The sequence below is a fragment of the Arcobacter thermotolerans genome (genome assembly GCF_983172305.1).
Genome location: NZ_CFAFZJ010000001.1, coordinates 212459 through 225831, shown reverse-complemented (window position 1 = coordinate 225831; position 13373 = coordinate 212459). Strand labels below are relative to the sequence as shown.

Sequence of the window (13373 nt, the reverse complement as noted above, 5' to 3'; positions counted from 1 at the left end):
TGGATTTTACTCTTAAAAGGATTTGTTTATAGTTAAGCAAAACTATAAGATTAGGGCTTAATCCCTAATCTTATTAATCAAATGATGGTTTTGGAGTAGAATCTGTTGATTCTGGAAGTTGTGGATAAGTAATAGCTGGTTTAGTACCTTTTAGCGCTTTTAAAAATGTTACAATTTTAGCTGCATCATCATCTGATATATTAATTCCCAACTGTACAGAACCCATCTCTTTTACTGCATCAGCAAGTAACCAAATTTGTCCATTGTGGAAATAAGGTGCAGTTTCAGTAATATTTCTAAGAGTCGGAGTTTTAACCATACCGTTTTCATCACCTTTAAAATCACCAACAGTTATAAATTTATATTGATTTGCAACTTGAAATGGTTGCATTGTTCCACCAAGAGCAATTCCCGTATGACAAGCTGTACAACCTTTGTTTAAAAATGTAGTTAAACCCTCTTGCTCCTCTTTAGTTAAAGCTTTTGTATCACCATTTAAGAATTTATCAAATCTTGATGGAGTAACTAAAGTTTTTTCAAATGTAGCAATCGCTCCTGTGATTTTATCAAAATCAACTTTTACATCTTTACCATATGCTTTTTTAAACTCTTCAACATAAGCTGGAATCGAGTTAATTCTCTCAACAACAAGTGCTGGAGGTGCAGCCATTTCTGGACCTGCTTGAATAGGACCAGCAGCTTGATCAGCTAAATGAGGACTTCTTCCATCCCAAAACTGTGCTTTAAAAAATACTGAATTATAAACTGTTGGAGAGTTTAAGTGGTGTGGGTTTGCCGTCCAACCATGACCTATTGCTGCTGGAACTGTATCCGCTCCACCAAGAGCTAAGTTATGACATGTGTTACATGAAATAAGATTACTTCTTGAAAGTCTTGGATCAAAATATAGCTTTTTCCCAAGCTCAACTTTTGAATCTGTAATTGGATCTTTTGGATCATCAATAAGTTTCATTAAAACTTGTTTATTTGAAGGAATAGCTTCCAAACCTGCATTTTTTGCTTTTGTAATCAAAGATTCATTTGCAAAAAGTGAACTTGCACCTAAAAGTAGTGCTAAAGAAATTTGTAGTTTCATAATAAAATCCTCCTAAATGATTTAATAAATCATAGGATAAAAATTATTAAATGAAAGTTAAATTTATAGTTTTTTTGAAAAAATATTATAATTTTAACTTATAATACAAGATAGATTTTGTCTTGTTTTAAATTAGATTTACTAGTTGTGTTGGTAACAGTTGTAATGATTCTTCAACTCTTTTTGTATCCCCATGTTCTATAAAACTATCTTCATATTCAAAAGATTTTAAAGATATATTTGTAATGTTTTTTTCACTTAATGCTTCTAGTATAGCACTTAAAACTCCACCTTGTTTACATGAGTCACTAAAAATATACCAAGAGTGGTATTTTTTTGATAAAAGTACTAAAGTATCAATATCTAATGGTTTTACAAATCTTAAATCTAAAATAGCAATATCTTCTTTATGTAATTTTTCAACTTCAATTGCTTTTGCTACACCACTTCCATATCCAATAAAGAGTTTATTAGAACTACCATTTTTAAGTAATTCTGATTTTCCTAATTCAAATTTTGAAGCTTTAAAATCAAGTTTAGGAAATGCACCTCTTGGATATCTAATAGCACAAGGACTATTTAAAGTATAAGCAAACTCTAAAGAGTATTCTAATGTTTCATTATCTCTTGGAGCAAATAAAACCATATTTGGGATAAATCTTAAAAAGCTAATATCAAAAGCTCCTTGATGTGTTTCACCATCATTTCCAACAATTCCAGCTCTATCCATAGCAAATATAACAGGCAGATTCATAATACAAACATCATGAATAATCTGGTCAAAACCTCTTTGTAAAAATGTAGAGTATATTGTAACAAATGGTTTAAATCCTTCTTTTGCCATTGCAGCCATTGAAGTAATTGCATGTTGTTCGGCAATTGCTACATCCCAAAAACGAGAAGGAAACTCTTTTATTAATTTATCCATACCAGTTCCACTTGGCATGGCAGCAGTTACACCAACAATATTTTCATATTTAGAAGCTAAATTAAAAAGTGCATCTGAAAAAACTGCTGTAGCACTTTTTTCTACACCTTTTTTTATAAATTCACCATCTTCAACGTTAAAAGGTCCAACTCCATGCCAATGCTCATGTTGCCCTTCAGCAATTTTATACCCTTTTCCTTTTACTGTTCTTGCATGAACAATTACAGGTTTATTCATAGATTTGGCAATTTCTAAAACTTCAATAATCTCTTCAATATCATGCCCATCAATAGGACCAATATAATCAATTCCCATCTCCTCAAATAAAATTCCAGGAGTTATTAATTTAAAAGAGTTTTCAACTCTTTTGGCTAGATATGTTGTACCTTCTGGCATATTGTTACGTATAAATTTATCAACACTTGTTTTAAAACTTTGATAAAATTTTCCAGCTAAAAGTTTTGATAGATATTTTGAAATTGCACCAATTGGTTTTGCTATACTCATTTCATTATCATTTAGAATTATTACAACTGGAAGTTTTAAATCTCCTAATTCATTTAGAGCTTCATAAACCATTCCAGCACTCATAGAACCATCGCCTATCATAACAACTGGGACTCTATTTTCACCTTTTAGTTTTATAGCTTTTGCTGCTCCAACAGCAAGAGAAATTGAAGTTGAACTATGTCCAGCTACGAAATAATCAGCTTTATTCTCATTTGGTTTTGTAAAACCACTTAAACCACCAAATTGTCTAATAGTTTCGAACTCTTCCCATCTTTGTGTTAGAAGTTTATGAGGATAACATTGATGTGAAACATCAAAAATAAATGGGTCATTTTCTACATCAAAAACATAATGCATTGCAATAGTTAATTCAACTGCACCTAAAGTTGAAGAAAAATGTCCACCTTTTCTTGAAACAACATCAATAATTCTCTCTCGTATTTTAGAAGATAACTCATCTAACTCTTTTAATGATTTTCCTTTTATTTGCATCACTAAACTCTATTTTAACTCTTCTAAAACTTCATCCAAAAGTTTAAATAGTTTTGTATTTTGTTCGTTTGTTCCAATAGTTACTCTAATTGCATTTAATCCATAACCAGTTAAATCTCGAACAATCATACCTTTTTCAAGAAGTTTTTGAGCTACAGTTTTTGATATAAAATTTTTCAATAAAATTGTAATAAAATTTGTATATGAAGGAATATATTCAAAACCATTATCTTGACAATATTTTTCATATCTTTTCATTTCAATAAAGTTTTTTTCTATACAATCTTTTACAAACTCTTCATCTTTTAAAGCTTCAATAGCAGCTGCTAAACTTAAAGTTGTAATATTAAAAGGAGCTCTTATTTTATAAAAAGTTGAAATAATATCCTCATTTGCTAAACCATAACCAACTCTCATTCCTCCAAGAGCATAAGCTTTTGAGAAAGTTCCAAGATAGATTGCATTTGGAAATTTTTCTATTAAATCTTTTGGACAGATTCTTTTTTTCTCATCTTTAAAACTAGCATACTCTTGATATGCACCATCAACTATAACTAATGTGTTTTTATCAATAGTTTCTAAAAATTCATAAACTTCATCTTTATCTAAACACTCCCCTAATGGATTGTTTGGAATGCAAAGAAAAATTACATCAGCACCATGTTTTTTATAAAGTTTACTAAACTCTTTTAAGTTGTGTTGAGAAGATTTTGTTTTGATAATCTTTGCACCAACTTGTTTTGAATATATTTCATACATAGCAAATGTTGTTTGAGCCATTAAAACTTTTGAATTCTTTTTACATTTTGCATGAACTGCAAACTCTAAAATTTGATCACTTCCAGAACCAATAATTACATTTTTGCTATTAAGATTGAACTTATTTGCCAAAGCCTCTTTTAATTCAAACATAGAATCATCTGGATATAAGTACATATTTTTTGCAAGGCTCTCAATTTTTGCAACAACTTTTTGACTTGTTCCATATGGGTTTTCATTTGAAGCTAATTTTACAACTTCTTTTGGGTCTATTCCATGCTCTCTTACAACTAATTCTATTGGTTTTCCAGCTTCATAAGTTGATAAATTTTTTAATACTTTATTGAATTTCATTTTATTTTTCCTTTATATATCTTTTATCTCTTTAACATAAGAGCCTAAAACTTTAATACTAGATTTATGTTTTTCAAGAACTTTTTTAACATTTTCATCATCTTTATGTCCATCAAAGTCTATAAAAAATATAGAGTTTCCTTCAACAATATGTGATTTTATTTTTGTTAAATTTATTCCTGCATTATTAAAATCATTTAAAAATCTTACCAAAACACCTTGTTCATCAGGAATATTTACTAAAATTGAAGTTTTATCATTTCCACTTGGACTATTTTCAAAATCACTTAAGATAAAAAATCTTGTTTTATTGTTGTCTTTATCTTCTATATTTTCAAATAAGATTGGAAGATTATAAAGTTTTGCAGCAACATGTGCACAAATTGCTGCACTATTTGGTTCACTTGCTGCAAGTTTTGCAGCTTTTGTTGTTGATTCTACAGGAATAAGTTCAACTTCATCAAGTCCAAAATTTGTTAAAAACTTTCTACATTGATCAAATGCTATATCTTTTGAATATATTTTTTTAATATCAGAAATTTTATCACAAGTTGTTGCAAGAGTGTGATGAATATTTAATATAACTTCAGCAACTATTTTTGAGTTGAAATTTGTAAAACCATTTATTGTATCGTTTACTATACCATTTGAAGAGTTTTCTATTGGTACAACTCCAAATTTGATTTTTTTAGACTCTAACTCTTTGAAAATTCCTTTTATAGAACTAATAGAAACATAAGAGCTCATTGCTCCAAATCTGCTCTCAGCAGCTTGATGTGTGAAGCTTCCTTGAGGACCTAAATAGCCAATATTTTCAGGTAATTCTATATTTCTTGATATTGCAAAAATCTCTAAAAAAAGAGCTTCAATTGCACTTCTATTTAAGAAACCATTTTTGTCTTGATTTATTTTTTCAAGTCGGTCAATAATTGCTTTTTCTCTATCTGGCCTATAAATAGCTCCACCACTTTTTGCTTTTAAAGCTCCTACTTTATGAACTAATTTCATTCTATCATTTAGAAGGTCTAGAATTTTATTATCTATACTATCTAATTGTTCTCTTAGTTCTAATAATCCATCTTCATTTGACATAAAATTTACCTTATTTTATAAACTCTTCTTCTAAAGCAATTAAATCTTCAAAAGTTTCTCTTCTTCTGATTAATCTATCAACTCCATTTTCAACAGCAATTTCTGCTACTCTTCCTCTTGTATTGTAGTTACTAGCCATTGTAAAACCATAAGCTCCAGCACTATAAATTGCAATTAAATCATTATGATTAGTTTTTGGTAGTTCTATATTTTTTGCAAAAAAATCTCCACTTTCGCAAACAGGACCTACTAGATTACAATCACTAAACTCTTTATTATCATTTAAAACTTCAATTCTATGATAAGCATTGTATAAAGCAGGTCTTATTAAATCATTCATAGCACCATCAACTATAATAAATCTTTTATTTCCATTTACTTTTTCATATAAAACTTTTGTTACAAAAACTCCAGAATTTCCAACTATAAATCTTCCAGGTTCACAAATAACAGTCAAATCAAGTCCAAACATAACATCTAAAATTGATTGAGTATATTCATATGTATCAATTAATGTTTCATCTTTATATACTATTCCTAATCCTCCACCAACGTCCATGAAAGATAGTTCAATTTTTATAGCTTTTAAATTTCTAACTAAATCAGCAACTATTTTTACAGCATCTTTTATTGGTTGAAGTTGAGTAAGTTGAGATCCAATATGACAATGAATTCCAGTTGGTTCTAAAGATTCACTATTTTTACATTGGATATACATTCTTTTTGCTGTATCAATATCTACTCCAAATTTATTTTCATGAAGCCCTGTTGAAATATAAGGATGAGTTTTTGGATCAATATTTGGATTTACCCTTATAGAGATTCTTGCAACTTTATTTAATTCTTTTGAAATAGTTTCAACTCTATTTAACTCTTCAGCACTCTCTACATTTATTAGTAAAATATCAAGATTTAAAGCCTCTTTTATCTCTTCATCACTTTTTCCAACCCCTGAAAATATTATTTTGTATGAAGGAACTCCTGCTTTTAAAGCTCTTTTTACCTCTCCAATACTAACGCAATCAGCACCAGCACCTAGGTTTGCTAAATGTTTTATTACACTTAAATTTGAATTTGCTTTAACTGCATATGCAATTAAAGATTTTCTTGCTCTAAAAGACTCTTTTAATTGTGTATATTGGTTTGTAATATGATCAAAATCATAAACATAATATGGTGTTTGATATTTATTTGCCAGTTCTTTAAAATCTATATTCATATAATAATCCTATTGTTAAAATTTTAAATTTAAACTTTTCAAAGTTTAGATTTAAAATTTTGATATAAAAAAAGATAAGAAAAAAATTCTTATCTTTTCAAAAATTATTTATCAGTTCCATTCCAAGCAATTTTTGGTTTTCCACCATCTTCATCAAACTCAACTGCTGGCATTCCCATGATATTAAATCCACTATCAACATAGTGAATTTCACCAGTTACTGCACTACTTAAATCACTAAGTAAGTACATTCCAGAGTTTCCAACTTCATCAATAGATACATTTTTCTTTAAAGGTGAGTGAGCTTCATTCCATTTTAGCATAAATCTAAAATCACCAATTCCAGCAGCTGCTAAAGTTTTAATTGGTCCTGCACTAATTGCATTTACTCTAGTTCCATCTTTTCCCAAATCTTCAGCTAAATATTTTGTAGTCATCTCTAAAGCAGCTTTTGCTACACCCATTAAATTATAATTTGGAATATATTTTGCTCCACCATAATAAGTTAGAGTTAAAATTGAAGAGTTAGAAGATAAAAGTGGTTTTAATTCACGAGTAACTTCTATTAAAGAGAATACAGATACATCCATTGCTATATCAAATGCCTCTTTTGATATATTGTGAAATCTTCCACTTAAACCCTCTTTTGGAGCAAATGCAATCGAGTGAACAATAAAATCAATCTCTCCTAAATCTTTTTTTAAAGACTCTCTTAAAGCAACTATCTCTTCAGGTTTAGATACATCACAAGGATAAACTAGATTTGAACTTCCAAACTCAGCAGCTATTGGTTCAACTCTTTTTTTAAGAGCATCATTTAAATATGTAAATGCAATTTGAGCACCTTGTGCAGCACATGCTTTTGCAATTCCATAAGCAATTGATTTATCATTTGCAACACCTAAAATAACACCTTTTTTACCCTTCATTATCATCTTATATCCTTTGTATTTTCTAAAATTTTTATAAAATCTTCTATTTTCCATGAAGCTGTTCCAATTAAAGCTCCATCAACATTTTCTATTTCGCAAATCTCTTTTACATTTTCAACTTTTACACTTCCACCGTAAAGTAAAGGTTTATTTATTTTAGATTTTATAGCATTATGTATTTGTTTAATATCATCACTTGTTGCCGTAATACCAGTTCCTATAGCCCAAACTGGTTCATATGCTAAAATTAAATTTTCATAACTTGTATCAATTCCAATAAATTGTTCAAAAATATACTCTAAAGTCTTTTCTAAACCAGCTTTTTTTACTTCTAAAGGTTCTCCAATACAATAAATAATTTTAAATCCTAAATTTTTATAAAACTCATATTTTTTTGAAACTTCTTCTTGAGTTTCGCCTAAAATATGTCTTCTTTCACTATGACCTATTAAAATAGTTTTTATATCAAACTCTTCAAGTTGCTCTAAGCCAATTTCACCAGTAAAAGATCCATTTTTAGTATGATATGCATTTTGTGCACCAATAAAAAGCTTATGATTTAATTCAAATGAATCTAAAGATGTCGAAGTAGGGAAGATGTAAATTTCATCTAAAGCTTCATTTGATTTTAAATATTCATTTAATTTTTCAACAAATAAACTTGTACTTTTTCTAGTATGATTTGTTTTAAAATTACTTGCAATTATAGGCATTTATTTATCATCCTCAATAACTAATGCTTTAACTCCAGGTAATATTTTTCCCTCTATTAACTCTAAAGAAGCTCCACCACCAGTGCTTATAAATGTCATATCATCTTCATCACCAGTAATTCTTACTAAATCAGCTGTATCTCCTCCACCAACAACAGTTGTTGCATATGAGCTTGCTACTGCATGAGATATTTTCGTACTTCCTTTTGCAAATTTTTCCATTTCATAAACACCCATTGGTCCATTCCATAAAATAGTATTTGCATCACTTAAAACTTCACTAAATAAAAGTGCAGTTGCAGGTCCAATATCAAGCCCCATCCAAGATTTTGGTATCTCTTGAACTGGAACAATTTTTGCTATTGCTTCAGCATCAAAAGCTTCAGCTGCAACAATATCAACTGGTAAATAAAGTTTTACACCTTTTTGTTTTGCTAATTCCATAATTTTTAAAGCTTCAGGAATTAAATCTTCTTCAACCAAAGATTTTCCAATTTCATAACCTTGTGCTTTTAGGAATGTAAATGCCATTCCTCCACCAATTACAATTTTATCAACTTTTGGAACAAGATTATAAAGGGCTTCAAGTTTTCCAGATACTTTTGAACCACCAACTATTGAAACAAACGGACGTTTAGGGTTTTCAACAATATGGTGGAAAAATTTAATCTCTTTTGCTAGTAAAAATCCAGCAGCTTTATGATTCATATCAAAATATTTTGCAATTCCTTCAACAGAAGAGTGAGCTCTGTGAGAAACTCCAAATGCATCATTTATATAAACATCTGCCATAGAAGCTAATTTTTTACTAAGCTCTTCATCATTTTTTGTCTCACCAGCTTCAAATCTCATATTTTCTAAAAGCATAATTTCACCAGTTTTTAACTCATTAGCCATTTTTAAAGTTTCAGTACAAACTACATTTGGAGCTAGTTTGATATCTTGTTTTAATAAAATATGTAATCTTTTTGCTATTGGAGAAAGTGAATATTTCTCTTCAAAACCACCTTTTGGTCTTCCAAAGTGACTAGCTAATATAACAGAACAATCATTATCAATACAATATCTAATTGTGTTTAAAGCACTTCTAATTCTTCTATCATCAGTTATATTGTTGTATTCATCAACAGGAACATTAAAATCACATCTTATAAATACTTTTTTACCAGTAATATCTATGTTTTTTATCTCTTGAAGTTTCATATTATTCCTTATTTTTTTGCTACATAAATAGCTAAATCTACAAGTCTAGCCGAATATCCCCACTCATTGTCATACCAGCTCATAACTTTAATCATATTTCCACCAATAACTTGAGTTAAGTCACTTGCAATAATTGTAGAGTTTGTATTTCCTATTAAATCACTTGAAACTAGCATATCATTATCAACTGCTACTATTCCAGAAAGCTCTTTTGATTTTTGAGTAAATAAAGCATTGATTTCTTCTTTTGTAGTATCTTTTTTGATTAAGAAATTTACATCTACCATTGAAACATTTGGAGTTGGAACTCTTACGCTTTGACCATGTAATTTACCATCAAGTTGAGGCATTATTAATTTCATAGCTTTTGCAGCACCAGTGCTTGTAGGAATCATATTAGCAGCACCAGCCCTAGCTCTTCTTTTATCAGATTTATGTTTTACATCAAGGATGTTTTGGTCATTAGTATAAGAGTGAATAGTTGTCATTAAACCTTTTTCTATTCCAAAAGCATCATCAATTATTTTTGCTATTGGTCCAAGACAGTTTGTAGTACAAGATGCATTTGATATAATTTTTTCTCCATTATAAGTTGACTCATTTACACCTACAACAAAAGTTTTTGTATCATCTTTTGCAGGAGCACTCATAACAACTTTTTTAGCACCATTGTCAATATGAACTTGGCATTTATCTTGAGTTAAATATGCACCTGTACACTCTAAAACAATTTCAGCTCCACAATCTTTTGCAAAAGATAACTCTTTTGCATCTCTTGTTGAATAAAGTTTTGCATTGATTTTCCCCATTTTTAGAAAACCATTTTCAACTTTAACATCACCTTCAAAAGTCCCATGAACAGTATCATATTTTGTGATATATTCAAGCATTGAAGCTTCAGCTGTATCATTTATAGCAACCAACTCTATGTCACTTCTTGTAGCAATAATTCTAGCTACACATCTTCCTATTCTCCCAAATCCGTTTATTGCAACTTTAATAGCCATCTAATCCCTTTATTAAAATTCTAAATGGCAAATATTTTATCTAAAAATTGCTATAATATAATTTAATCATAAAACAAAGGTAAGTTTTTTTTGAAAATTGCGATTTTTGGTGGTAGTTTTGACCCAATTCATATTGCTCATAAAAAGATTGTTGAAACTGCTTTAAAAGAGCTAGATATTGATAAATTAATAATTGTTCCTACATATCTTAATCCTTTTAAAAAAGATTTTTTATTTGAACCAAAAGAGAGATTTAAACTCTTACAAAAAGTTTTTAAAGATGAAAAAAGAGTTGAGATTTGTGATTTTGAGATAAATCAAAAAAAACTAAGCTACACTTATGAAACAATAAGATATATTAAAGCTTCGATAAATCCTAGTAAAATCTACTTTATTATAGGAGAAGATAATCTAAAATCTCTTAATAGATGGCACAACATAGATGAGTTAAAAGAGAATTTAGAGTTTGTAGTTGCCTCAAGAGATGGTTATGATTTACTTACAAATGAGTTTAAAAAATTAGATATAAATATAGATATTAGCTCTACAAAGCTAAAAGAAAATCTAGATTTAAACTTTGTGCCAAAAGAGATTTGGCAAGATTTAATAAATTTAAAAAAAGGAAAAATTTGAATAGTAGAATAAATAAAATTAGAGATATTTTAGATGATAAAAAAGCCTCTGATATTGAGATTTTTGATTTAACATCAAAAGATTATTTAGTGGATTATGTTGTGATTGCTACAACTTTAAATCCAAAACATGGTTTTGCGCTTTTAGATCATTTAAAAACTGAATTAAAACCAAGTGGTGAAGAGTTTTTAAGAGTTGATGAAGATGATAACTGGACTGTTATTGATTTAGGAGATGTTTTTATTCATTTAATGAGTGAAAAATATAGAGAAAAATATAACCTTGAAGATTTTTTAGATAGTTTTCAAAGACCAAAAGAGATTACATAATCTCTTTTGCTTCAATTCCAAGAAGTTTAAGCCCTGTTTTTATACTTAATTTTGCCATACTTAATACTTTTAAGTAAATCTTTTCTTCACTACTTCCAATAATTTTATGTTCATTATAAAATTTATGTACACTAGAAGCTAGATTGTATAAATATTCTGTTATTTTTTGCATATCTCTTTTAGAAAAAGCATCTTCTAAAACAGATTTTAAAAGAAGTGATTCATAAACTAAATTTAAAGCTTCACTATTTAATCTTTCAAAACTCTCATTTTTTATATCTTCAAAACTTAAATTTGATTTTACAAAAACTTGATTTATTCTTGCGTGTGCATAGTTTATATAAAAAATTGGATTACTTGAGTCTTGATTTTTCAACATATCAATATCAAACTCCAAGTGAGTATCACTTTTTTTAGTTAAGAATATAAATCTTAAAGCATCACTTCCAATCTCAGCAGTTATATCAGACATTAATATAACATTCCCAGCTCGTTTGCTCATTTTATATGGTTGCCCACCTTTAAGTAGTTGAACCATTTGAGATAAAATAACTTCAAGTTTAGAAGAGTCATTTCCTAAAAACTCAATAGCAGCTTTTACTCTTGTAATATACCCATGGTGATCAGCTCCCCAAATATTTATATATTTGTCAAACTCTCTATCAAATTTATTTTTGTGATAGATTATATCTCCTGCTAGATATGTTGGAATTCCATTTTCTCTTACAACAACTCTATCGCTATCATCACCAAATTTAGTTGAGCTTAGATAAACTTTTTCATCTTTTGTGTAAAGTGAACCATTTTTTTCTAAAACAGATTTTGTGTTTTCCCATGAGTTATAAAGAGATTTTTCAGATACAAAATTTTGGAAATTTATTCCTAAATCACCTAAATCTTTTATGATTATTTGCATTACTATATCTTTTGCAAAAATTGCCATCTCTTCAAATCTACTCTCATCATAGATAATATCTTTTCCATGTTTTTCTATGATTTTTTCGGCAATCTCTATTAAGTATTCGCCTCTGTAATAACTCTCTGGATATTTTACTTTCTCTTTAAATATAAAATCTCTAGCAGCTAAACTAACGCTTATTCCTAAAAGTTGCATCTGTGCACCAGCATCATTTATATAATACTCAGTTGTAATATCATATCCTAGATAAATTCCAACTTTATATAAAGTATCTCCAAAAACAGCACCTCTTGCATGTCCAATATGAAGAGGACCTGTTGGATTTGCACTTACATACTCTAGAAGTATTTTTTCATCTTTTTTATCACCTTTTGCAAAATCATCTTTTTTTTCTAAGGCTTCATTTGTAAGTTTTTCTATAAAACTTTTTGATAAAGTAAAGTTTATAAAACCTTTTACAGCTTCTATTTTCTCAAATAATTCACTATTTTCAAGTTTTAAAACTAATTCATCTGCTAAAATCATAGGAGACTTTTTTAGCTCTTTTGCCAAAGAAAAAGCAACTGGTGTTGCAAAATGACCAAGTGAACTATCTTTTGGTTTTTCTAAAACAATACTTTTTTCTAATTTTTTCTCTATAAATTCTTTAACTATATTTTGCAAGTTCTTCTCTTATTATTTATTATAAAATTCATATATTATGAATTTTTTGTCTCTTCTTTTTGTGTTGGTATTTCAGCTTTTTTATCTGTTTGTGCTGGTTTGTTTTCTGCTACTTCTTCATTATCATCTTCTTTGATAGCTTTTTTGAAGTTTCTAATACCACTTCCTAAACCTTTAGCAAGTTCTGGGATTTTTTTCCCACCAAATAAAATCAACACAATTATAACTATAATTACTAGTTCCATTCCGCTTGGCATACTCATAAAAATCCTTTATAAAATTAAGATTGTTTTGTTTCTGTTGAAGAAGTTGATTTTGCATCACTTTTCTTCTCATTCTCTTCTATTTTTGAAGCGGTTGCTACTTCTTCATCATCTTCTTTTACAGCTTTCTTGAAGTTTTTAATACCACTTCCTAAACCTTTAGCAAGTTCTGGGATTTTTTTCCCACCAAATAAAATTAACACGATTAAAACAATTACTAATAATTGCATACCACTTGGCATATGCATAGCTATTCCTTTT

At 28.7% G+C, this 13373-nt stretch carries 14 protein-coding genes; 2 read left to right on the top strand and 12 right to left on the bottom strand.

Going from position 1 to position 13373, the window contains the following annotated elements; translation table 11 throughout:
* Positions 1-73 precede the first annotated feature (73 nt).
* The 9 genes from AC5LG6_RS01245 to gap form a co-directional block, all read right to left on the bottom strand.
* On the bottom strand, positions 74-1096 hold the full coding sequence (locus AC5LG6_RS01245) for a cytochrome-c peroxidase (RefSeq protein ID WP_498585487.1): 1023 nt from the start codon (positions 1094-1096) through the stop codon (positions 74-76).
* Between the two features lie 127 nt (positions 1097-1223).
* A complete protein-coding gene (gene dxs / locus AC5LG6_RS01240; RefSeq protein ID WP_498585486.1) occupies positions 1224-3026 on the bottom strand; it encodes a 1-deoxy-D-xylulose-5-phosphate synthase in 1803 nt (600 codons plus the stop codon).
* A 9-nt stretch (positions 3027-3035) separates the two neighbouring features.
* Complete coding sequence (gene hisC / locus AC5LG6_RS01235) at positions 3036-4139, bottom strand: histidinol-phosphate transaminase (RefSeq protein WP_498585485.1); 1104 nt, start codon at positions 4137-4139, stop codon at positions 3036-3038.
* Between the two features lie 12 nt (positions 4140-4151).
* The gene (gene pheA, locus AC5LG6_RS01230; protein WP_498585484.1) at positions 4152-5231 is read right to left on the bottom strand and encodes a chorismate mutase; all 1080 of its coding nucleotides are present in this window, start codon (positions 5229-5231) and stop codon (positions 4152-4154) included.
* A 10-nt stretch (positions 5232-5241) separates the two neighbouring features.
* Positions 5242-6450: a diaminopimelate decarboxylase gene (lysA, locus tag AC5LG6_RS01225; protein WP_498585483.1), complete on the bottom strand. Its 1209-nt coding sequence runs from the start codon at positions 6448-6450 to the stop codon at positions 5242-5244.
* 104 nt (positions 6451-6554) lie between these two features.
* Positions 6555-7385: an enoyl-ACP reductase FabI gene (gene fabI, locus AC5LG6_RS01220; protein ID WP_066167289.1), complete on the bottom strand. Its 831-nt coding sequence runs from the start codon at positions 7383-7385 to the stop codon at positions 6555-6557.
* Positions 7382-8095 (bottom strand): triose-phosphate isomerase, encoded by a 714-nt coding sequence (locus tag AC5LG6_RS01215; RefSeq protein ID WP_498585482.1) that lies wholly within the window; start codon positions 8093-8095, stop codon positions 7382-7384. The genes fabI and AC5LG6_RS01215 overlap by 4 nt, the downstream gene beginning before the upstream one ends.
* Positions 8096-9298, bottom strand: a complete 1203-nt coding sequence (locus AC5LG6_RS01210) for a phosphoglycerate kinase (RefSeq protein WP_066167081.1) — start codon at positions 9296-9298, stop codon at positions 8096-8098.
* An 8-nt stretch (positions 9299-9306) separates the two neighbouring features.
* Entirely contained in the window at positions 9307-10305 is a 999-nt protein-coding gene (gene gap, locus AC5LG6_RS01205; protein WP_141051273.1) for a type I glyceraldehyde-3-phosphate dehydrogenase, read from the bottom strand.
* A 90-nt stretch (positions 10306-10395) separates the two neighbouring features.
* Here gap and nadD point away from each other — a divergent pair, with 90 nt between their 5' ends.
* Both nadD and rsfS read left to right on the top strand, forming a co-directional pair.
* On the top strand, positions 10396-10938 hold the full coding sequence (nadD, locus tag AC5LG6_RS01200; protein ID WP_148570365.1) for a nicotinate (nicotinamide) nucleotide adenylyltransferase: 543 nt from the start codon (positions 10396-10398) through the stop codon (positions 10936-10938).
* Complete coding sequence (gene rsfS, locus AC5LG6_RS01195) at positions 10935-11267, top strand: ribosome silencing factor (protein ID WP_419233976.1); 333 nt, start codon at positions 10935-10937, stop codon at positions 11265-11267. The genes nadD and rsfS overlap by 4 nt, the downstream gene beginning before the upstream one ends.
* Here the strand turns inward: rsfS and argS are convergent.
* From argS to AC5LG6_RS01180, 3 genes are read right to left on the bottom strand one after another with little or no spacing between them, the layout of a single operon-like run.
* Entirely contained in the window at positions 11260-12849 is a 1590-nt protein-coding gene (gene argS, locus AC5LG6_RS01190; RefSeq protein ID WP_498585481.1) for an arginine--tRNA ligase, read from the bottom strand. The two genes, rsfS and argS, sit on opposite strands and share 8 nt — an antisense overlap.
* Before the next feature lie 35 nt (positions 12850-12884).
* The gene (tatA, locus tag AC5LG6_RS01185) at positions 12885-13112 is read right to left on the bottom strand and encodes a twin-arginine translocase TatA/TatE family subunit (protein ID WP_105913136.1); all 228 of its coding nucleotides are present in this window, start codon (positions 13110-13112) and stop codon (positions 12885-12887) included.
* 17 nt (positions 13113-13129) lie between these two features.
* Positions 13130-13360: a Sec-independent protein translocase subunit TatA/TatB gene (locus AC5LG6_RS01180; RefSeq protein ID WP_066166309.1), complete on the bottom strand. Its 231-nt coding sequence runs from the start codon at positions 13358-13360 to the stop codon at positions 13130-13132.
* Between the last annotated feature and the right edge of the window lie 13 nt (positions 13361-13373).

Bases quoted from the DNA above. Each gene is read 5' to 3' on its own strand.
- AC5LG6_RS01180 (WP_066166309.1), bottom strand. From the start codon at position 13,360: ATGCATATGCCAAGTGGTATGCAATTATTAGTAATTGTTTTAATCGTG.
- AC5LG6_RS01215 (WP_498585482.1), bottom strand. From the start codon at position 8,095: ATGCCTATAATTGCAAGTAATTTTAAAACAAATCATACTAGAAAAAGT.
- lysA (WP_498585483.1), bottom strand. From the start codon at position 6,450: ATGAATATAGATTTTAAAGAACTGGCAAATAAATATCAAACACCATAT.
- hisC (WP_498585485.1), bottom strand. From the start codon at position 4,139: ATGAAATTCAATAAAGTATTAAAAAATTTATCAACTTATGAAGCTGGA.
- gap (WP_141051273.1), bottom strand. From the start codon at position 10,305: ATGGCTATTAAAGTTGCAATAAACGGATTTGGGAGAATAGGAAGATGT.
- fabI (WP_066167289.1), bottom strand. From the start codon at position 7,385: ATGATAATGAAGGGTAAAAAAGGTGTTATTTTAGGTGTTGCAAATGAT.
- AC5LG6_RS01210 (WP_066167081.1), bottom strand. From the start codon at position 9,298: ATGAAACTTCAAGAGATAAAAAACATAGATATTACTGGTAAAAAAGTA.
- pheA (WP_498585484.1), bottom strand. From the start codon at position 5,231: ATGTCAAATGAAGATGGATTATTAGAACTAAGAGAACAATTAGATAGT.
- AC5LG6_RS01245 (WP_498585487.1), bottom strand. From the start codon at position 1,096: ATGAAACTACAAATTTCTTTAGCACTACTTTTAGGTGCAAGTTCACTT.
- tatA (WP_105913136.1), bottom strand. From the start codon at position 13,112: ATGAGTATGCCAAGCGGAATGGAACTAGTAATTATAGTTATAATTGTG.
- dxs (WP_498585486.1), bottom strand. From the start codon at position 3,026: ATGCAAATAAAAGGAAAATCATTAAAAGAGTTAGATGAGTTATCTTCT.